The organism is Rathayibacter sp. AY1A3 (assembly GCF_002930975.1).
In the GTDB taxonomy this organism is placed as follows: domain Bacteria; phylum Actinomycetota; class Actinomycetes; order Actinomycetales; family Microbacteriaceae; genus Rathayibacter.
Window position 1 is genome coordinate 12,869 of the sequence record NZ_PSTO01000026.1, and the last position, 20,236, is coordinate 33,104.

The following is a 20,236-nucleotide window of genomic DNA, read 5'->3' on the forward strand; positions in this document are numbered from 1 at the left end:
AGCAGACGAGCTGCGGAGCTCGAACGAGGCGTCCCCGGGAGAACAGCGTCCGACGACGACCTGTGGAGGACCGTCCGACCGGACCCGCGCGGACTCAGCGCTCGAGCCGGATCTCCACGATGCCCGGCCCGTCACCCGGCGAGGTCAGCGCCTGCTCCAGCTCGCCGCGCGTCGCCGCACGACGGTGGCCCCACCCGTAGGCGCGCGCGAGAGCCTCCAGATCGGCGTTCTGCGGGGTGAACTGCACGCGGTCGAACGCATCGGGATGCGAGCTCGACGCGACCTCGAGTCCGTCGAAGATCGTGCCGCCCCCGTCGTTCACGACGACGAGCTGCACGCGCGGGCGTCGCTCTCCGGGCGGGAGGAGGAGGCCGCCGGCCTCGTGGAGCAGAGTGAGATCGCCGAGGACCGCGCGGGTGACTCCGCCTGCTCCCTGCTCGGTCGCCTGCGACGCCACCGCGATCCCGAGAGCCGTCGAGATCGTGCCGTCGATGCCGGCGAGGCCGCGGTTCGCCAGGACGGATATCCGCTTGCCCGGCAGGGTCCCGTCGGCGACGCGGATCAGCCGCGACGCTCCGAACAGCAGCCGGTCGTGCGGCCAGGTGACCTTCCAGACCGCGGCGACGACGAAGTCGCGGGTGAGCGGTGCCCTGATCGCGGCGAGGGCGTTGCGCGCGTAGCCGCGGCGGTCCTCGACCGACATCGACCCGGCGTCGGGGACCTCGTCCAGCTCGTCGGGGTCGACCGTCAGGGCGCGGCTCGCGGACACCCAGGATCCGGCCCAGGCGCGCTCGCCGCGCTCGGGACGCGGCGCCCCCTCGGGGCGGACCACGTCGACGCCTCCGACGCGGCGGGCGCGCCGGCCGGGGTTGTAGAACTGCTCGCGCACGGCGTCCACGACGATCACCTCGACGTCCTCGCGGCGCAGCAGTTCGGGGACCTCGCGGGAGAGCGTCGGGTGTCCGAGCACGATCGCCCGGCGGATGCGTCCGCCGAAGTCGGGCTCGCCGAGCAGGCGACGCCAGGCGACGACGAGCTGCGGTCCGAAGCGGGCGCCGGAGGAGACCTCGGCCAGCAGCGGCCAGTCGCCGGCGCGAGCGATCTCCTCGGCCTCGGCTCCCGCCTTGTCCCCGGCGATGACGACCGTGAGCGGCTCACCGGGACCGGCGGTCACGACGGCACGCGGGATCCCGGATCCGACAGCGGGCGACGAGACCGGTTCGATCCCCTCCATGTCGGGCAGAGTGGAGGAGAGCGGGTCGCGGAAGGAGAGGTTCAGGTGGACCGGCCCACGCCGCGCCGCGGTGACGGCACGATCGGCGAGCGCCCGCGCGTCCTCGGGCCGGGAGGCGTCGTCCGGAGCAGCGACGTCCTCGAACAGCCGCACGGCTCGCCCGTACAGCTCGCGCTGCTCGGCCGTCTGGTTCGAGCGGATGCCGCGCAGCTCGTCGGGCCGGTCGGCGGTCAGGACGATCATCGGCACGTCCGAGGCGTCCGCCTCGAGCACGGCCGGGTGCAGGTTCGCGGTCGCCGTGCCGGAGGTCGTGATCACGAGCGCCGGCGTCCGGGATTCGAGGGCGAGGCCCAGCGCCAGGAACCCCGCGGAGCGCTCGTCGATCCGCACGTGCAGCCGGACGTCGCCGCGGGTCTCGAGCTCGGCCGCCACCAGGGCGAGCGCCTGCGAGCGGGAGCCCGGAGCGACGACGACGTCGCGGACGCCGAGCGCGACGAAGCGGGTGAGGAGGTCGACCGCGAATCGGGTGGAGGGGGCGACCGGCCGGTGCTCAGGCATCCCGGCGGCCGGGGCCGTCGGCCTCGCCCTGCTCGTCCATGTCGGCGAGGTCGCGCTCGAGCTGGGCGATGCGCTCGGCCTGCAGGCGCTCCTCCTCGGGGTCGCGCTCGGTGCGGAGGGTGCCGAGGAAGTCGGGGTCGTCGTCCGGAGCGGTGTAGCGGCGGCCGGCGGCGCGCTGCTTGCGAGGGCGGCCGATCCAGAACCACAGTCCCGCACCGATGACCGGGAGGATCAGCACCACCAGGAGCCAGGACCACTTCGGGATCGCCCGCACGGCGTGACGGTTGCTCATCGCGACGTCGATCACGGTGTAGACCGTGAAGACGGCGAGGGCCACGAGCAGGCCGATGACGAGGCGGATCATGGACACGAGTCTACGTCCGGCACCCCCGTCGGGGAGGGTCCGCACGGACGCTGGACAGGAGGCTCCCACGGTGCTCACGGAACCGCGTGCAGGGGCCGACGTACACTGTCCCGGTGAAACTGAGCCGCGCGGTCGTCGTCTACTCGCTCCTGCGCCTGGCGATGTTCGCCGGCGTCTTCGTGCTGGTGTACCTGCCGGCGCGCACCTTCGTCGACTCGGAGCTGACGGCCGCGGTCACCGCGGGCTTCGTCGCCGCGATCGCGAGCCTGTCCCTCTCCTACATCCTGCTGAGGAAGCCCCGCGAGCGCATCGCGGAGGCGATCTACGAGCGCCGCAAGGACGTCCCGCGCGCTCCGACCGACGACGACGTCGAGGACGCCGCGGTCGACGCGACCCGCGACGACCGCTGAGCCGGGCGATCCCGCCGGCGAGGGCTCCCCTCGGACGGGCTGACCCCGCTCGCACCAGGCCCGGCGCGCAACAGCCGATCTCACCCGAATCCGGCCCACCCGAGCCCGCCTCGTGCGAGCCGCCGCTCTAGAACGCCAGCGCCGCCCCGAGGATGACCGCGTAGGCGAGCCCGCCCAGGCTGGTCAGCTGCAGCGCCAGGATGAGCTCCTTCGCCGTCTTCGCCGTCAGGGTGATCAGGATGGCCGGCAGGATCATCAGAAGCACGAAGAGCGTCAGCCATGCCAGCGGGTAGAACAGCGCGAGGATCACCGCGATGCCGAACGGGATCAGCACGAAGCCCGTGTATATCGCCCGGGACACGGCCGGTCCCGCGAGGACCGCGAGGGTCCGCTTGCCCGAGAGGCGGTCGGTCGGGATGTCGCGGATGTTGTTGACCATGAGCACGGCGCAGGCGAACAGGCCCGCCGCCACGGCGCCGAGCCACGACTCCTGGTTGGTGCGGCCGATCTGCACGAACGTGGTGCCGACGGTGGCGACCAGGCCGAAGAACACGAAGACGAAGAGCTCGCCGAGCCCGAGGTAGCCGTAAGGGCGGCGTCCGCCGGTGTAGAACCAGCCGGCTGCGATCGCCGCCGCGCCGACGATCAGGAACCACCACTGCCCCGAGAGGGCGGTGAGCACGAGGCCGGCGACGGCCGCGATCCCGAAGAAGACCAGGGCGACGGTGAGCACCTGGCGGGGCTTCGCCGCTCCGGAGCCGGTCAGCCGCGAGGGTCCGACGCGGTTGGCGTCGGTGCCGCGCACGCCGTCGGAGTAGTCGTTGGCGTAGTTGACGGCGATCTGCAGGGCGAGCGAGACGGCCAGGCAGAGCAGGGCGCGCACCCAGTGCCAGCCCTCGTCGACGACCTGGGTCGCTCCGGTGCCGATGAGCACGGGGGCGACGGCCAGCGGGAGGGTGCGGAGGCGGGCGCCGGCGATCCACTCGCGGGGACCGGCGGGCTTCACGACGACCGCTCGCGGGCTGCCCCCGGGGCGGCCGCTGGAGGACTTCTTCTTGCGACTCGTACTCGACACGGAGGGAATCCTACCCACCGGCCAGTCGACGCTCGGAGCCGGTCAGGCCTGCTCGGCGAGCACCTCGAGGGCGCGGCGGTCGGGCTTCCCGGAGGCGAGGAGGGGGATGCGGCCGACCGGCAGCACGGCCGCGGGAGCGGCGGCGCGCCCGAGGCGGTCGGCGATCAGGGCGCGCAGGTCGGTGAGCGCGGGAGCCTCCTCCGCCGTCACGACGACCGGGACCTCGCCCCACTGCTCGTCCGCTCGCCGCACGACGACCGCGTCGGGGACGGTCCCCTCGCGGAGCACGGCCTCGACGGAGTCGAGCGAGACCTTCTCCCCGCCCGACACGATCACGCGGTCGAGCCGACCGGTCACCCGGAGGCGCCCGTCGACGATCGAGCCCGCGTCGCCCGTGCGGTACCAGCGCTCCCCGTCGATCTCGAGGAAGGCGGCGGCGCTGCGCTCGTGGTCGATCGCGCCGTCGGCGTCGAGGTAGCCCTCCGCGAGGGTCGGCCCGCCGAGCAGCACCTGCCCGTCCTCGACGCGCATCCGCACGTCGTGGAGCGGGACGCCGTCGTAGACGCAGCCACCGGACGTCTCGCTCGATCCGTAGGTCAGGCGGATGCGCACGCCGAGGGCGGCGGCGCGGTCCCGCAGCGGCTGCGGCGTCGCCTGGCCGCCGATCAGGAGCGCGTCGAACGAGCGGAGCGCCTCGGCCGCGGCCGGATCGCGATCGGCGAGGTCCAGCAGCCGCGCGAGCTGCACGGGGACCAGCGAGGAGTACCGCCGCTCCCCCGCCGGCATCGTCCGAGCGAGAGCGAGGAAGGCCGCCGCGTCGAAGCCGCCGGCCGGGAGGACGACCGGGTCGGCCTCCGCCGTCAGCGAGCGGACGAGCACCTGCAGTCCCGCGACGTAGTGCGTCGGCAGGCAGAGCAGCCAGCGTCCCGGCCCGCCCAGCTCGGCGAGGGTCGCGGAGGCGCTGGTGAGCAGGGCCGCTGTCGAGAGCGCGACCCGCTTGGGCGGCCCCGACGAGCCCGAGGTCTCGACGACGACGGCGACGCGCTGCGGCACGACGGCATCCTCGGAGGCGGTCGCAGCGCCGGGGGCGGAGACGCGGATCGCCGGGCCGCTGCCGTCCAGGGCCGCGCGAAGAGCGAGGAGGACGGCCTCGACCGTCGCGTCGACACCGGCGAGCGGGCGGGTCACCTGCGTGCCCTCCGGCTCAGAACTGCCACGGGAACGGCGACCAGTCGGGCTCGCGCTTCTCGAGGAAGGAGTCTCGTCCCTCGACGGCCTCGTCGGTGCCGTAGGCGAGGCGCGTGGTCTCGCCCGCGAAGAGCTGCTGGCCCACGAGGCCGTCGTCCACGGCGTTGAACGCGTACTTCAGCATCCGGATGGCCGTGGGCGACTTGGTGAGTATCGTCTCGGCCCACTCCACCGCGGTCGTCTCGAGCTCGGCGTGCGGGACGACCGCGTTCACGGCACCCATCTCGTAGGCGCGCTGCGCGGAGTACTCCCGCGCGAGGAAGAACACCTCGCGCGCGGCCTTCTGCCCGATCTGGCGGGCGAAGTACGCCGAGCCGTAGCCCGCGTCGAAGGAGCCGACGTCGGCGTCCGTCTGCTTGAAGCGCCCGTGCTCGGCGGAGGCGAGGGTGAGGTCGCAGACCACGTGCAGCGAGTGCCCGCCTCCCGCGGCCCAGCCGGGGACGGCCGCGATGACGACCTTCGGCATGAAGCGGATGAGGCGCTGCACCTCGAGGATGTGCAGGCGGCCGTTCCGCGCGGAGTCGATGCCCTCGGCGGTCTCGCCGTCGGAGTACCGGTAGCCGTCGCGGCCGCGGATCCGCTGGTCTCCCCCGGAGCAAAAGGCCCAGCCTCCGTCGCGCGGGCTCGGGCCGTTGCCGGTGAGGATGACGACGCCGATGCGCGGGTTCGTCCGGGCGTCCTCGAGGGCGCGGAACAGCTCGTCGACCGTGCGCGGCCGGAACGCGTTGCGGACCTCGGGCCGGTCGAACGCGACCCGCGCGATGCGGCCGGAGCGGTCGTGGTGGTAGGTGATGTCCTCGAGTGCGTCGAAGCCGTCGACGGCCGCCCAGCGGTGCGCGTCGAACAGTTCGGAGACCTGCGTGCTCATGCCACGACCCTACTGATCCGGACTGCACGGTGACTCGACACCGCCCGGGCAGACGGAAGGGGACCCCGCTGACGCGGAGTCCCCTGCCGGTGCTCGCCCCTACTTGGCGGCGGAGGTGGTGCGGTTCTCGGCCGACACCATCCAGGCGTACTGCTCGAGGCTCTGGATGATCGCGTGGAGGAGGTCCGCGCTGGTCGGGTCCTCCTCGTCCACCTGGTCGTGGACCTCGCGCATGGTGGCGGCGGTGTTCTCGAGGCGGATCGTGACCAGGTCGACGGTCTCGGCCGTGTCGATCTCGCCGTGCGGGTACTCGGGGAGGGTGGTGGTCGCGGCGACGGTGTCGCTGCGGCCGTCCGGGATCCCGTGGAGGGCGCGCATGCGCTCGGCGATGTCGTCGCTGAACTCGCGCGCGGCCTCGATGATCTCGTCGAGCTGCAGGTGGAGGTCGCGGAAGTTCTTGCCGACGACGTTCCAGTGGGCCTGCTTGCCCTGGACGTGGAGCTCGATCAGGTCGACGAGGACGATCTGGAGGCTGTCGAGCAGCTCCTTGGAGGCCTTGAAGCCCTTCTCGGCGTTCTGACGGCGGCTGGTCTTGGCACCGGAGCCCGCGGGGGCTTCGACGTGGCGTTCGAGGGTGGTGGTCATGGACCGTTCCTTTCTCTTGCAGTGCCGGGTGCGGTGTCCCGCCCCGAGTCTGGCTTCTTCGGCTGGACGGCGCCCGCACGCGCAGGGTGCGCGCGCTGGGCGGGGCCCGTGGTCGCAGGGATCAGATCGTGGCGACGGATCCGGAGTCGACGCGGTAGTTCGAGCCGTTCACGAACGAGGCGCGGTCGGAGCAGAGGAAGGCGATCACGGCTGCGACCTCCTCGGCCTCGCCCCGGCGCTTCAGCTCCATGTACGGCCGCTCCTCGTCGAGGAAGGACGAGATCGCCTCGTCGACCGAGGTGCCCCTCTGCTCGGCGCGCTTGGACATCATCGCGTCGGTCATCGGAGTGCGGATGAACGCGGGCGAGACCGTGTTCACGAGCAGGCCCTCCTGCGCGTAGGAGCGCGAGAGGCCCTTGGCGAAGGCGAGGACGCCCGCCTTCGCGGCGCAGTAGGGCAGTTCGTCGTCGTAGGGCTGCACGGCGTCCTCGGAGGCGGTGAGCACGAGCCGGCCCCAGCCTCCGGTGCGGAGGTCGGGGAGGAACTCGCGCACGAGCCGCACAGGCCCGAGCAGATCGACCTCGAGGGTGCTGGTCCAGCCCTCGTCGTCGATCTCGTGGAAGAGGCCCTGCGCCCCTGTGACTCCGGCGCACTGCACGAGGATGTCGATCGCGCCGACCGCTCCGGCCACGCGGCGGTGCAGCTCGGCGAGCTGCTCCGTGCTGGTGACGTCGGCGGCGAAGGCGTGCAGGCGGCCCTCCGGAGCGTCGAGCCCGGCCGCCGCCCGGTCGAGCTCCGCCTGGTCCTTGTCGGTGATCACGACGGTCGCGCCGTCGGCGAGGAGGAGCTGCGCCGTGGCCAGGCCGATGCCGGAGTCGCCTCCGGTGACGAGGGCGATGCGGCCGCTGATGCCGAGATCCATGCTGAGGTGCTCCTTGTGGGTGCGGTGCGAGGGGGTGGTACCGGTCTACGCCCCTCGGAGCCGGCCCTCAACGGGTTGCGCGGACGCCGTCGGCGGGGTTACGCGCGGCCGACCTTCTCCGGCGCCAGCTCCTCGATGGTGATGGCCGCGTTGATCAACGCGAGGTGGCTGAGCCCCTGCGGCAGGTTGCCCCAGAAGGCCAGGTCGTCGACCGCGATCATCTCGGACATGATCCCGACGTCGTTCGGGACCGTGGCGACGAGCTCGTCCATCAGGGCGACCGACTCGTCGTGCCGACCGACGCAGGCCAGGGCGGAGGCGAGCCAGAACGAGCAGGCCACGAACGGGTGCTCCTCGCCCTCCATGCCGGAGTAGCGGAACAGCAGCGCGCCGCGGCCGAGCTCCTTCACCAGGGCGTCGATGGTGGAGATCATCCGCTCACCGCGCTCGTAGCCGCTGGGCGCGTGCAGGAGCACAGAGGCGTCCAGCTCCTCGCTGCCCGGGTACATCACGTAGGAGCCGAGCCCCTCGGACCAGCAGTGCTCCTCGATCCACTCGCGGATGCGGTCGCGCTCGAAGCGCCAGCGGTCGGGGCTGCCCGCGACCTGGCCGAGCTCCGCCAGGTGCACGGCCGCGTCGAGCGCCTGCCAGCAGCCCATCTTCGAGGAGGTGTAGTGCTGCTCCTCCTCCAGCTCCCACATGCCCGCATCGCGGTTCCGCCACAGGTCGCAGGTGGTGTCGGCGACGCGGGCGAGGAGCCGACCGGTCTGGATGTCGAGGACGTTGCCCTCGTCGACGTAGATGCGGCAGATGTCGAAGAGGTCGCCGAAGACGCCCAGCTGCAGCTGGCTCTGCGCTGCGTTGCCGGCGACGACCGGGCCGATGCCGGCGTAGCCCGGGACGTCGAACTCCTCCAGGACGGTCGGCATGGAGCCGTCGAGTCCGTAGAAGATGTGCAGGTCCGGCCCGTGCTCCTTGATCGTGCGGAGGAGCCAGGACAGCGCGGCGTGCGTCTCCTCGCGCAGGCCGAAGCGCACCAGCGCGTGCATCGTGTACGCGGCGTCGCGCACCCAGGCGAAGCGGTAGTCCCAGTTCTTGCCACCGTTGGGCGACTCCGGGAGCGACGTGGTCGCGGCCGCGGCGATGGCTCCCGTGGGCGAGTAGATCAGCAGCTTGAGCGCGAGGGCGCTGCGCTGGACGGCCTCGGACCACGGGCCGTCGTAGGAGAACTCCTCCGACCAGTCCTGCCAGCTGCGGATGGTGCGGTCGATGCCGCGGTCGACGTTCTTCGCGACCGGGAAGTGCAGCGGCTCGTCGTGCGTGGCCGACACGACCAGGACGTGCCGCACGGCGTCCTTCCCCGCGGTCACGACGAAGGAGCCCGTCAGCTCGTCGCCGGCGCCGGAGGGCGCGTCGTCGCCGTCGGGCCCGTGCTCCTGCCCGGTGACGCCGATGGTGATGTCTCCGGCGCGGATGAGCGAGCGGCCGTCGGCGTTCTGGATCCACGGGGAGAACCGGCCGAGTCCCGTTCCGGGACGCACGGCCCACCGCATCCGCACCTCGCCGTCGACACCGTCCACGCGGCGCGCGAGCTCGGCCCACGGGAGGCGGCCCGCGATCCCGGTGACGAGCGCGTCCGTCACGCGGACGGTGCCCGACTCGGTGGTGAAGGTGGTCTCGAGGACGTTCGTGTCGCGGATGTAGGCGCGCGAGACCTCGGCGGGCTCCTCGGGGGCGAGCTCGACGCAGCCGCCGGACTCGGCGTCGATCAGGGCGGCGAAGGCGGGGGTGGAGCCGAGGTCCGGGACGGGCATCCAGTCGACGCTGCCGTCCTTCGCGATCAGGGCGACCGTGCGACCGTCTCCGATCGCGGCGTAGTCGCGCAGGGGCCTGGTCGAGCGGGGTGCAGCCATCCCCTCACCGTAGGGCGCGGGCGGTGCGCCGACTCGGGCTTGCGGGCGGACGGGCTTGCTTGTAGCGCCCGGTCAGGTCGTGGCGACTCCGCCGTACTCCTCGAGGCGGTCGGTGAACTCGCCGCGGTCCTCGTCCTGGAGGACCCCGTTCGCGTACCCGGCGAGGAACGCGCCCTGCGGGTCCGGCGAGAGGCCGACTCCGTCGAGCATGTCGGCGACCAGGCCGGTCGGATCGGCGTCGAGGTCGACGAGGCCCAGCTCGATCGCGGGCACGAGGTCGGCGGAGGAGCGGGCGGTGACGATCCAGAGCGCGGCCGAGGCCTCCTCGTCCGAGAGGTCGCCGTCGAGCTCGTAGCCCGCCTCCGACCACTCCTCGGGGGTGTCGGCCACCTCGACGTCGTCGAAGCCGAGGGGCGAGAGCGCTGCGGTGAAGCGGTCGACCGCCGCCTGCCTGTCGGCGTCGGTCGAGACGTCGGCGGCGGCGTACTCGGTCGCCGAGATGTAGTCGTAGAGGAGGGAGGGCCCGCCGTAGGCGTTCTGCGACTGCTCGTAGTACTCGTCGTCGGCCGAGGTCCACTCCTCGGGGACGGCGCCCTCGACGGCCGCGACGGCCTTCTCGGCACTCGCGCGCACGTCCTCCGCGGCCGGCTGGCCGAGGATCGTCGCGGCGTCGCCGTCCTGGTAGCCGGGGTAGTCGTAGAGCGGATCGGACGGGTCCCCGCTGCCGAACGGGTCGTCCGTCGGGTCGCCGAACGGCTCGGACGGAGCGCTCGTCGACGCGCTGCCGGCGGCGGAGTCGAGCGCGCCGCCCACTCCGACGGCGACGAGCGTGCCGAGCACGCCGGTGTAGACGACGCCCACGAGGAGGCTCGTGCCCAGCGCGATCCAGGCGCCCCTGCCGAGCGGGCGGTGGGAGGGGACGGAGCCCTGCGTCGGGCCCGGGGCGGGCGCGGGCGGCGGGCTCATCGGCATCTGGCTCATCGCACTCCTCCGGACTCCAACGGCAGCCTCGTCAGTCTGGCACCTCGGCGGTCGCTCGGAGGAGGGACCCCGGGGGCTTGCGCGCGCGTCGCCGACCTCCTGCGCCCGGGTGGCCGCCGCGTCGCCCCGGCCGGTGGACAATGGCCGGATGGACGACGTCGTGCCCGCCTCCCCGCTCCCCTCCCTCGGCGAGATCGACGCGGGACTCCGCGTCGTCGCTCTGCCGCTCCGCACCCGCTTCCGCGGCGTCGACAACCGCGAGATCGCGCTCGTGCGCGGCCCCGAGGGCTGGACCGAGTTCTCGCCCTTCCTCGAGTACGGCGCGGAGGAGTCGGCGGCGTGGCTCCGGGCGGCGATCGACTACGGCTGGAGCGAGCAGCCGGCACCGCTGCGCGACCGCATCCCGGTGAACGCGACCATCCCGGCCGTCGCACCGCACGAGGTCGCCGCCGTGCTCGCGAGCTACCACGGCTGCCGCACGGCGAAGGTGAAGGTCGCCGAGCGCGGCCAGACGCTGGCCGACGACGTGGCCCGGGTCGTCGAGGTCCGCCGCCTGCTCGGTCCGGAGGGCCGGATCCGCGTGGACGCGAACGGCGGCTGGAACCTCGACGAGGCCGAGCACGCCGTCCACGCCCTCGCGGAGTCCGACCTCGAGTACGTCGAGCAGCCGTGCGCGAGTGTCGACGAGCTGGCGGAGCTGCGCTACCGGGTGAAGTACATGGGCATCCCGATCGCCGCCGACGAGAGCGTCCGCAAGGCCGCCGATCCGCTCGCCGTCGCCCGGTCCGGAGCCGCGGACCTGCTGGTCGTGAAGGCCCAGCCGCTCGGCGGGACGCGCCGGGCGCTGGCGCTCGTCGCCGAGGCGGGGCTGCCGGCGGTGGTCTCGAGCGCGATCGACAGCTCGGTCGGACTCGCCATGGGCGCCGCCCTGGCCGCGGCGCTCCCCGAGCTGCCCTTCGACTGCGGACTCGGCACCGCGTCCCTCCTCGCCGCGGACGTCACGGAGCGGCCGCTGCGGCCGGTCGACGGCGGCATCCCCGTCGGCCGCGTGGAGGTCTCGGAGGAGCTCCTCTCCCGTCACGCCGTGTCACCGGAGCGGCTCGCCTGGTGGCGGGCGCGGCTCCGCGACTCCTACGCGCTGCTCTGATCGTCGGCGGCGGGCGCCGCGTCGGAGGAGCGGCAGAATGGGAGCGTCGGCCGCCGGTGCCCGACGCGTCCCCCACCCTCGAGCATCGGAGCACCGTGAGCGCATCGACCGTCCCCGTCTTCCTCGACTGCGACACCGGCATCGACGACTCGCTCGCCCTGGCGTACCTCCTCCGCTCGCCCCGGGCCCGCCTCGTCGGGATCAGCACGGTCAGCGGCAACACCGACGCCCGCCGGGCCGCCGTCAACAGCCTCGGCCTGCTCGCGCTGGCCGGCCGCGACGACGTGCCGGTCGCCGTGGGGGCGCACCACTTCCTCGAGGAGGACTACGCCGGCGGATCTCCGCACGTGCACGGCGACGACGGCATCGGCGGGGTCGCGCTGCCCGAGGGCGGCGAGCCGGTCGACGAGGATCCGGCCGACCTCCTCCTCCGTCTCGCTCGTGAGCACGAGGGCGAGCTGCGGCTGGTCGCGATCGGCCCGCTGACGAATCTCGCGCTCGCCCTCCGTGCGCACCCGGAGATCGCGTCCCTCGTCCACTCGGTGACCGTGATGGGCGGAGCCGCGCTGGTCCCCGGCAACGTGACCGCCGTGGCGGAGGCCAACATCTGGCACGACCCCGCGGCCGCCGCCGAGGTCGTCGCGGCCGACTGGGATCTCACGCTCGTGCCCCTGGACGTGACCATGCGGCACCTGCTGACGGAGGAGGACCGCGCCGTCCTGCTCGCGTCGCCCGATCCCCTCGCGCAGGCCATCGGGCAGGCGCTCGACTTCTACTTCGACTTCTACGTCGGCCACTTCGGCGAGCGCACCGCTGCCATGCACGACCCCATGGCCGCCGCGATCGCCGTCGACGCCGTCGCCCTCACCTCCGCCCCGCGCGTCCACGTCACTGTCGACGCCACCCACGGCCCCGGCCGCGGCCAGACCGTCGCCGACCTCCGCGGCATCTACCGCGGCGTCCACCCCTCCGACGCCCGCACCCGCGTCGTCCTCGCCCTCGACGCCCCTTTCGCCCCCCACCTCATCGACGTCGTCACCGCCGTCTGACCCGTCCGCCGTCGCCCCGGCGTCCACCACAGCCACTCGACAGGCACGGATCCGCCCGCAAACCGCCCGTGCCCCCTGTGCGCGACACGCCCGCTCCGCGCACTACTCGATCAGCAGGCACCGCCCCCTGCGCGTCCATCTACGGGAACTCGATCGGCCCGCTCCCCGCGTTCGCGCCATGGGATCTCGATACGCGCGCCGCGCGCGCTACCCGATCAGCATGTTCCGTCGACCGCCGTCTACCCCGGCCCTCCCGCGAAGCCCAGCTCATCAGACCCGACCGCGAAGCGGAGCCCACCCGGACCCGACCGCGAAGCGGAGCCCAACGAACTCGACCGCGTAGCGGAGCCCAACGAACCCGACCGCATAGCGGAGCCCGGCCAGACCCGACCGCGAAGCGGAGGCCTCCCGCGGCGACCGCGAAGCGGAGCCGTCCTCAAAGCGTGTCCTGGTGGGCGTTCGGCGGGGCCTGGTGGGGTCGATCGCAAGGCGGAGGCGTCGGGCGTAGCGGGAGCTACGTTCGTCGCCGACAACGCCGCGAGCGGCCCCGCCAGGCCCCGCCGACCCGATCGCAAGGCGGAGGGGTCGGGCGTAGCGGAGCTACGTTCGTCGCCGACAACGCCGCGAGCGGCCCCGCCAGGCCCCGCCGATCACATGCCGGTGTCGAGGCCGGAGTAGGCGTGGAGTCCCTTGAAGAACACGTTGACGACGCCGAAGTTGAACATGACGGCGGCGAAGCCGACGATGGCGAGCCAGGCGGAGGGGGTGCCGCGCCAGCCGCGGGTGGCGCGGGCGTGGATGTAGCCGGCGTAGATGGTCCAGATGATGAAGGTCCAGACCTCCTTGGTGTCCCAGCCCCAGTAGCGGCCCCAGGCCTTCTCGGCCCAGACGGCGCCGGCGATGAGCGTGAAGGTCCAGAGGATGAAGCCGAGGATCGTGACGCGGTAGGCGAGGTTCTCGAGGGTGAGGGAGCTGGGCAGGGTGCGCAGGAAGCGGAGGACCGAGCGGGGGCTGTCGCCGGAGGATTCGCGGCGGGCCTGGAGGAGCTGGGTGACCGAGAGCGCGAAGCCGAGGGCGAAGAACGCGGTGCCGAGGATCGCGACGAGCACGTGGATGACCAGCCAGTAGGACTGGAGTGCCGGCGGGAGCGGGACGACGGCGACGTAGTAGTTGACGGTCGCGATGCCGAGGAGCACCAGGACGAGGCCGGTGATGAACGCTCCGAGGAAGCGGAGGTCCCAGCGCAGCTGGACGGCGAGGAAGACGCCGATGATGATGAGCGTCCCGGTCATCGAGAACTCGTACATGTTCGCCCAGGGGACGCGGCCGGCGGCGACGCCGCGGAGGACGGTCGCGGCGAGGTGGAGCACGAAGCCGAGGAGCGTGAGCGAGAACCCGATGCGCATGGTCTTCGAGCGGGCGGGGGCGCGGTAGACCTCGTCCTCGACGCGGCTGCCGATGCGGGAGAGCGTCGCGGTGCGTCCGGAGCCTGCGGCGGCGACGGTGGCCTTGCCGCTGGCCGCGCGGTCGGCGGCGGCCGCGGAGGCGACGCGCTCCGCCTCCTGCACGACCTCGATCGACTCGCCGTCGGCCAGGGAGGCGCGGCGGGCGAGGTCGATCGCGAAGAAGACGAACGCCATGGCGTAGATGCCCATGGCGGAGGAGAGGCACAGCACCGAGTACTGCGAGAGGGTCGCGATCACCTCCTCAGGGTAATCGCTCGCCGCCCCGCCCGCCCCTTCGCGCTTGCACAGACTCGGCCCCTGCCCAGCCGGGCGGCGCCTGTGGAGGGGCCTCCGGGGCGTCCGGGAGGCGGGTCAGTCGAGCGGGGCGTGCCGGTCGGCGATCGTCCGCACGGCGCGCACCAGCTGGGGGTCCTCGCCGCGGGCGAGTCCCGCGTACTCGAGGAGGAGGCCGCCGTCGTCCTGGGCGGTCGCCTTCACCCACACGCGGCGCCGCGGGACGAACAGCGAGGTGAGGAGTCCGGCGAGCACGAGGATCGCGAAGAGCAGCACCCAGCCCTGGGTCGCGTCGTGGTGGATGTCGAACGAGGCGAAGCGCTTGACGCTGTCGGTGCCGATCCGCGTGGGGTCGGCGCCCGTGTTGTCGAAGGTCACGCTGCCGAGCCCGTTCGGGAGCTCGGCCGTGTCGCCGGGCTTGAGGGTGATCGGCGCGACGCCGGTGGTGCCGCCGGTGAGCCGGGTCAGCGAGTCGGTGTTGAGCACGTAGACGGATGTGGGCACTCCCCCGTCGAGGCCGAGGTCGCCCGCGAAGACGTTCAGCGAGAGCACGGGGTACTGCAGGTCGGGGAAGATCGAGGTCGACGCCCCGGAGGCCAGCGTGTCCTGCGTCGGGTAGAAGAAGCCGGTGAGGCCCAGCTGCTCCGAGAGCCCGTCCGGCACCTTCACGACGCCGACGGAGGTCAGGTTCGCGTCCTGCGGGAGGAACGGCACCGAGTCGGTGAAGATCGCCCGGCCGGAGGGATCCCGGACCGTGATCGTCGGCGCGTAGCCGTTGCCGAGGAGGTAGACGTTCGTGCCGCCGATCGCCAGCGGGTCGTTGACCTTGATCGTGCGGTCCTCGGTGCCCCCGCCGCGCTCGGAGGTCGTGACGTTCGCGGTGAAGTCGACGGGCTGGCCGAGCGCCGACTGGTTCTGCTCCTCGTACTTCACGTCGAGGCTGTCGAGGGTCAGCTGGTACGGGTCGAGCTGGCTGCTGTCGAAGAAGCGGCCGGGGTTGAAGGAGTCGTAGGCCGCGAGGTTGTTCGCGAACCCCTGGGAGCCCTCGACCAGCACGCGCTGCCCGCTGTAGCCGAACCCGCCGCCCACTCCGACGGCGACGAGGATGCCGACCAGGGCGGAGTGGAAGACCAGGTTGCCGGTCTCGCGGAGGTAGCCGCGCTCGGCCGAGACGCTCGACCAGCGGCCGCGCGGGTCGTCGTAGCGCTCGACACGGTAGCCCGCCCGGCGCAGGACGGAGTGGGCGGAGGCGACGGCCTCCTCCTCCGTCGCGCCCTCGACCTCGCGGACGGTGTAGCCGGCGAGGCGCTGCAGGCGCGCGGGCGTGCGCGGCGGCCGCGACCGCATCGCCTGGAAGTGGTGGCGCGTGCGCGGGACGATGCAGCCGATCAGGGAGATGAACAGCAGCAGGTAGATGCTCGAGAACCAGGCGGAGGTGTAGGTGTCGAACGCCTGCACCCTGTCGAGCAGGGGCGCGAGGTCGGGGTTGTCGACGAAGTACTGGGTCACGCCGTTGGGGTCGGAGGAGCGCTGCGGCACGAGCGATCCGGGGACCGCCGCGATCGCCAGCAGCAGCAGCAGGAACAGCGCCGTGCGCATGCTGGTGAGCTGGCGCCACATCCAGCGGAGCCAGCCGGTGAACCCGAGCGCCGGCTGGGTGACGGTGCCGTCGGAGTCGTAGTGGTCGGCGGGGCGGAAGGAGGCGTCCGTCCTCCGCTGCGCGGCCTCGTCGGGGCGGCGCGTGCTCTCCTCGGGCTCAGATCGCCGGCTGGAAGCCATCGATCACCGCCGAGAGGGATCCGTAGACGAGGGTGTTCCAGATGCCCGTGACCATCAGGACTCCGATCAGGACGAGGGCGGCGCCGCCGAGGACGTTGACCACGCGGATGTGGCGCTTCACGAAGGCGAGCGTGCTGGTCACCCAGCTGAAGCCGAAGGCGACGAGGAGGAAGGGGATGCCGAGTCCGAGGCAGTAGACCAGGGCGAGGAGGGCGCCGCGCCAGGGCGAGCCCACGCCGTAGCTGAGGGCGAGGATCGAGCTCAGCGTCGGGCCGAGGCAGGGCGTCCAGCCGACGCCGAAGACGATGCCGAGCAGCGGCGCTCCGATCAGCCCGGTGGCGGGACGGATCCCGGGCCGGAGCGTGCGCTGGAGGAACGAGAACTGGCCGATGAAGACGAGCCCCATCGCGATCACGACGAGCCCGAGGACGCGGGTGATCAGGTCGGTGTACTGGCGCAGCCAGAAGCCGACCGTGCCCGCCGCCGCACCGTAGAGGACGAACACCAGCGAGAATCCGAGCACGAAGAGGAGGACGCCCAGCACGACCCGGCGGCGTCCGCGGGCCGCGCGCTCGTCGGCGTCGGTGAATCCGCCGACGTAGGCGAGGTAGCCGGGCACCAGCGGGAGCACGCAGGGCGACGCGAAGGACACGAGCCCGGCCAGGAGCGCGATCGGCACGGCCAGCAGGAGCTGACCGCTGACGACGATGTCGCCCACGCCGCTACTCCCCCTCGGCGAGCGTGTCGCCCACGAGGGTCGAGAGGATCGACGCCTCCTGGAGCTGGCCGAGGATGCGCGACGCGACGCGCCCCTCCCTGTCGAGGACGAGCGTCGTGGGCACGGCGTTCGGCGGGACGGTGCCGGTGAAGGCGAGCTGCACCGACGAGTCGGTGTCGACGATGGAGGGGTAGCCGAGCCCGAAGGTCTCGGCGAAGGCGGCCGCGGTGGGGGCCTGATCGCGCACGTTGACGCCGACGAACGACACGCCCTTGTCGGCGAACTCCGTGTTCACCGTCTCGAGATCCGCGGCCTCGGCGCGGCACGGAGCGCAGCTGGCGTACCAGAAGTTGACGACGACGACCTGCCCGGCGAGGTCGGCGGAGTCGATGGTGGCGCCGGTCTCGTCGGTGCCGGAGAAGACGATGGGGTCGTCCCGGTCGGCGGCGGCGATCTCGGTGACGGTGCCGTCCCCCGAGATGTAGCCCTTGTTGCTGCCGTTGCGGTACTGGTCGGCGAGCGGATCCTCGGAGCAGCCCGTCAGCGCGAGCGCGGCGGCCAGCGCGAGGACGCCCGCGGCGCGGAGCCGCCCCGTCCGGCGCATCAGACCGCTCCCACGTCGGTGGCCAGGCCCTGCAGGCCGGCGGCCGGGTCGGAGTAGCCGACCTCGACGAAGCCGTCGCCGCGGCGCTCGAGGGTCGTGATGCTCGAGAGCGCGCAGCGGCGCTTGCGCGGATCGTGGAAGAGTCGCTCGCCGGCGAGGGCGCGGTGGACCGTCCAGATGGGGAGCTGGTGGCTGACGATCGCGGCGTCGCCCTCCTCCGTGCTCTCCCACGCCGACTCGATCGCCGCGTACATCCGCGCCGAGATGGAGAGGTACGGCTCGCCCCAGCTGGGCTCGAAGGGGTTGCGGAGCCAGGGCCAGTGCTTGGGGTTCCGCAGGGCGGAGCTGCGCGCGGCGAGGGACTTCCCCTCGAAGCGGTTGCTCGGCTCGATCACCCGCTCATCGGTGCGGATCTCGAGCTCGAACGCCTGCGAGATGGGCTGCGCGGACTCCTGCGTGCGCTGGAGCGGCGACGCGATCAGCGCCGTGACGTGGCGCCGGCGCTCGAGCAGGTCGTCGGCGGCGGAGCGGGCCATGCGGTGGCCCAGATCCGAGAGCCGGAAGTTCGGGAGTCGTCCGTAGAGGACCCGGTCGGGGTTGAACACCTCGCCGTGCCGCACGAGATGGATCTGATCGGCAACCACGAGCGTCAAGTGTACGGAACGCGGCGTGGGGGAACGCCGGGAAAGGGTCGCCTGAGCCGGACCTGAGCGGAGCCTCAGCGGCGCGCCGAGACCGCCGCCGACAGCCGCCGCACGAGCGGTCCGGGCAGGTGCCGCACCACGGCCATCGGGACTCCGAAGCGCACCGACGGCACCGAGACGACGGAGCCGCGCGCGACGTCCCGGAGGAACTCCTCCACCACCGCGTCCGCATCGAGCCAGAGGAAGGAGGGGATGGAGGAGGTGTCCATCGCCGCCCGCTCGTGGAACTCGGTGCGCACCCAGCCCGGGCAGAGCGCGGCCGAGCGGACGCCGGTGCCGCGCAGCTCGACGGCCAGCGACTGCGCGAAGGCGGTCGCCCACGCCTTCACCGCGGAGTAGGGGCCGAGGTGCACGAAGCCCGCGACGCTCGACACCGTGAGGATCGCGCCGCGGCCGCGGGTGGTCATCGCCTCCGCCGCCGCACCCGAGAGCACGGCGACCGAGCGCACCATCACCTCGAAGGCGTGGTCCTGGGCGGCGACGTCCGGCTCGGCGAAGGTCCCGTCGATCCCGAAGCCGGCGTTGTTGACGAGGACGCGGACCGGACGGGCCGGATCGACGAGCCGCGCGCGCACGCACTCGACCTGCTCGCGGTCGCCGAGGTCCGCGGGCAGGACCTCGACCGCCGCGGCGCCGAGGCCGCGCAGTCCGGCCGCCGCCTCCTGGAGGCGCTGCTCGCTGCGGGCGACGAGGACGAGGCTCCAGCCGCGGCGCGCGAACGCCCGGGCGAAGGCGAGGCCGATGCCGGAGGACGCGCCGGTGATCAGTGCGGTGCTCATGCTCCGACGCTACCCGTCGCCGCCCGGCGGCCCCCGAGTAGACTCCCCTACCGTGACCGACGAGACCCGCCTCCCCCGAACCACTGTCAAGAAGCTCGCCGCGCTCGAGGACGGACCCGTCCGCGTGTCCGGCTGGGTCGAGACCGTGCGCGACCAGAAGAAGGTGCAGTTCGTCGTCCTGCGCGACGAGTCGGGTGCCGTGCAGCTGGTGAACCCGGCCGTGCGCGAGGCCGTCGAGGGCGACGACGCGTCGGCTGCGCGCCTCGCTATCACCGAGGAGATCTCCGGCCTCGCCCAGGGCTCCTTCATCACCGTCACCGGCGCGCTCAAGCACGACGAGCGCGTGAAGCTCGGCGGCATCGAGGTCAAGCTCGAGACGCTCGAGGTCGTCGCCGCGTCGATCCCGGAGGCGCCGATCGCGCCCGACTCCGGCATCGACAAGCGCATGGACTGGCGCTTCCTCGACCTGCGCCGTCCCGAGCAGAACCTCATCGCCCGTGTGCAGACCACGTTCGAGCACGCGCTGCGCACGTACTGGATCGAGCACGACTTCATCGAGATCCACACCCCGAAGCTCATGGCGAGCGCCTCGGAGTCGCGGGCCGAGCTCTTCGAGGTCGAGTACTTCGAGACGAAGGCCTACCTGGCGCAGAGCCCCCAGTTCTTCAAGCAGATGGCGCAGCCCGCCGGCTTCGGCAAGGTCTTCGAGGTCGGCCCCGCCTTCCGCGCCGACCCCAGCTTCACCTCGCGTCACGCGACCGAGTTCACGAGCGTCGACGCCGAGGTCTCCTGGATCGACTCGCACGAGGACGTCATGGAGCTGCACGAGCAGCTGATGGTCGCCGGCCTCACCGCCGTCGTCGAGAAGCACGGCGCCGAGGTCAAGGCGCTCTTCGACATCGACCTGACCGTCCCGACCACGCCGTTCCCGCGCATCCCGCTCGCCGAGGCCAAGCGCATCGTCGCCGAGCGCGGCTACGAGGTGCCCCGCGCCGACGACGACATGGACCCCGAGGGCGAGCGCCGCATCGCGGCCTACGTGCAGGAGGAGTTCGGGCACGACTTCGTGTTCCTCACCGACTACGCGTCGAGCATCCGGCCGTTCTACCACATGCGCCGCGAGGGCGACGGGACGATCACCAACAGCTACGACCTCATCTACAACGGCGTCGAGATCTCGACCGGAGCGCAGCGCGAGCACCGCGTCGACGTCCTCGTCGAGCAGGCCCGCGAGAAGGGCCTGGACCCGGAGGAGCTCGAGTTCTACCTCGACTTCTTCCGCTACGGCGTCCCGCCGCACGGCGGCTTCGGCATGGGCCTCTCGCGCGTGATCATGCTGATGCTGAACCAGGCGAACCTCCGCGAGGTCACCTACCTGTTCCGCGGCCCGACCCGCCTGCTGCCCTAGGCGCGCACCACGGTCGCGGGAACCCCGGACCATCGAGACCGCCGCGGACGGCGGGTCCCCTCGACGGGCCGGGGTTCCCTCGCGCCAGCGG

The 20,236-nt window shown here is 72.7% G+C and carries 19 protein-coding genes; 4 read left to right on the plus strand and 15 right to left on the minus strand.

Going from position 1 to position 20,236, the window contains the following annotated elements; all coding sequences use genetic code 11:
- Positions 1-94: 94 nt before the first annotated feature.
- Entirely contained in the window at positions 95-1,792 is a 1,698-nt protein-coding gene (menD, locus tag C5C10_RS12300; protein WP_104329351.1) for a 2-succinyl-5-enolpyruvyl-6-hydroxy-3-cyclohexene-1-carboxylic-acid synthase, read from the minus strand.
- On the minus strand, positions 1,785-2,156 hold the full coding sequence (locus C5C10_RS12305; RefSeq protein WP_104225908.1) for a PLD nuclease N-terminal domain-containing protein: 372 nt from the start codon (positions 2,154-2,156) through the stop codon (positions 1,785-1,787). The genes menD and C5C10_RS12305 overlap by 8 nt, the downstream gene beginning before the upstream one ends.
- Before the next feature lie 113 nt (positions 2,157-2,269).
- Between C5C10_RS12305 and C5C10_RS12310 the strand changes: the two genes are divergently transcribed.
- Positions 2,270-2,566, plus strand: a complete 297-nt coding sequence (locus tag C5C10_RS12310; protein WP_104239140.1) for a DUF4229 domain-containing protein — start codon at positions 2,270-2,272, stop codon at positions 2,564-2,566.
- Between the two features lie 127 nt (positions 2,567-2,693).
- On the opposite strand, the gene C5C10_RS12315 is transcribed toward C5C10_RS12310, so the two are convergent.
- From C5C10_RS12315 to C5C10_RS12345, 7 genes are all read right to left on the minus strand, one after another.
- The gene (locus C5C10_RS12315) at positions 2,694-3,641 is read right to left on the minus strand and encodes a 1,4-dihydroxy-2-naphthoate polyprenyltransferase (protein WP_374953116.1); all 948 of its coding nucleotides are present in this window, start codon (positions 3,639-3,641) and stop codon (positions 2,694-2,696) included.
- 42 nt (positions 3,642-3,683) lie between these two features.
- Entirely contained in the window at positions 3,684-4,829 is a 1,146-nt protein-coding gene (locus tag C5C10_RS12320; protein WP_104329352.1) for an AMP-binding protein, read from the minus strand.
- Positions 4,830-4,845: 16 nt separating this feature from the next.
- Positions 4,846-5,757 carry a 1,4-dihydroxy-2-naphthoyl-CoA synthase gene (locus tag C5C10_RS12325; RefSeq protein ID WP_068255374.1) on the minus strand — a complete coding sequence of 304 codons (912 nt, stop codon included), beginning with the start codon at positions 5,755-5,757 and terminating at the stop codon, positions 4,846-4,848.
- Between the two features lie 99 nt (positions 5,758-5,856).
- The gene (locus tag C5C10_RS12330) at positions 5,857-6,402 is read right to left on the minus strand and encodes a Dps family protein (protein WP_104223596.1); all 546 of its coding nucleotides are present in this window, start codon (positions 6,400-6,402) and stop codon (positions 5,857-5,859) included.
- Positions 6,403-6,523: 121 nt separating this feature from the next.
- Positions 6,524-7,324, minus strand: coding sequence for an SDR family NAD(P)-dependent oxidoreductase (locus C5C10_RS12335; RefSeq protein ID WP_104329353.1), 801 nt, complete (start codon positions 7,322-7,324; stop codon positions 6,524-6,526).
- 98 nt (positions 7,325-7,422) lie between these two features.
- Positions 7,423-9,237 (minus strand): glycoside hydrolase family 15 protein, encoded by a 1,815-nt coding sequence (locus C5C10_RS12340; protein WP_104329354.1) that lies wholly within the window; start codon positions 9,235-9,237, stop codon positions 7,423-7,425.
- A 72-nt stretch (positions 9,238-9,309) separates the two neighbouring features.
- Positions 9,310-10,218: a hypothetical protein gene (locus C5C10_RS12345; RefSeq protein ID WP_104329355.1), complete on the minus strand. Its 909-nt coding sequence runs from the start codon at positions 10,216-10,218 to the stop codon at positions 9,310-9,312.
- A 148-nt stretch (positions 10,219-10,366) separates the two neighbouring features.
- On the opposite strand from C5C10_RS12345, the gene C5C10_RS12350 reads away from it, so the two are divergent.
- Positions 10,367-11,365 carry an o-succinylbenzoate synthase gene (locus C5C10_RS12350; protein WP_104329356.1) on the plus strand — a complete coding sequence of 333 codons (999 nt, stop codon included), beginning with the start codon at positions 10,367-10,369 and terminating at the stop codon, positions 11,363-11,365.
- A 95-nt stretch (positions 11,366-11,460) separates the two neighbouring features.
- A complete protein-coding gene (locus C5C10_RS12355; protein WP_104239146.1) occupies positions 11,461-12,414 on the plus strand; it encodes a nucleoside hydrolase in 954 nt (317 codons plus the stop codon).
- Between the two features lie 650 nt (positions 12,415-13,064).
- Here C5C10_RS12355 and ccsB read toward each other — a convergent pair.
- The 6 genes from ccsB to C5C10_RS12385 all read right to left on the minus strand — a co-directional run bounded on the left by ccsB (position 13,065) and on the right by C5C10_RS12385 (position 18,737).
- Positions 13,065-14,069, minus strand: coding sequence for a c-type cytochrome biogenesis protein CcsB (ccsB, locus tag C5C10_RS12360; RefSeq protein WP_104249832.1), 1,005 nt, complete (start codon positions 14,067-14,069; stop codon positions 13,065-13,067).
- Positions 14,070-14,231: 162 nt separating this feature from the next.
- The gene (locus C5C10_RS12365) at positions 14,232-15,932 is read right to left on the minus strand and encodes a cytochrome c biogenesis protein ResB (RefSeq protein WP_104225914.1); all 1,701 of its coding nucleotides are present in this window, start codon (positions 15,930-15,932) and stop codon (positions 14,232-14,234) included.
- Entirely contained in the window at positions 15,910-16,650 is a 741-nt protein-coding gene (locus C5C10_RS12370; protein WP_258060562.1) for a cytochrome c biogenesis CcdA family protein, read from the minus strand. The genes C5C10_RS12365 and C5C10_RS12370 overlap by 23 nt, the downstream gene beginning before the upstream one ends.
- Positions 16,651-16,654: 4 nt before the next feature.
- Positions 16,655-17,254, minus strand: coding sequence for a TlpA disulfide reductase family protein (locus C5C10_RS12375; protein ID WP_104249773.1), 600 nt, complete (start codon positions 17,252-17,254; stop codon positions 16,655-16,657).
- Positions 17,254-17,898 (minus strand): histidine phosphatase family protein, encoded by a 645-nt coding sequence (locus C5C10_RS12380; RefSeq protein ID WP_104224864.1) that lies wholly within the window; start codon positions 17,896-17,898, stop codon positions 17,254-17,256. The genes C5C10_RS12375 and C5C10_RS12380 overlap by 1 nt, the downstream gene beginning before the upstream one ends.
- Positions 17,899-17,972: 74 nt before the next feature.
- The gene (locus C5C10_RS12385) at positions 17,973-18,737 is read right to left on the minus strand and encodes an SDR family oxidoreductase (RefSeq protein ID WP_104329357.1); all 765 of its coding nucleotides are present in this window, start codon (positions 18,735-18,737) and stop codon (positions 17,973-17,975) included.
- A gap of 52 nt (positions 18,738-18,789) precedes the next feature.
- Here C5C10_RS12385 and aspS point away from each other — a divergent pair, with 52 nt between their 5' ends.
- Positions 18,790-20,145 carry an aspartate--tRNA(Asn) ligase gene (aspS, locus tag C5C10_RS12390; RefSeq protein ID WP_244229585.1) on the plus strand — a complete coding sequence of 452 codons (1,356 nt, stop codon included), beginning with the start codon at positions 18,790-18,792 and terminating at the stop codon, positions 20,143-20,145.
- The last annotated feature ends 91 nt before the right edge of the window (positions 20,146-20,236 follow it).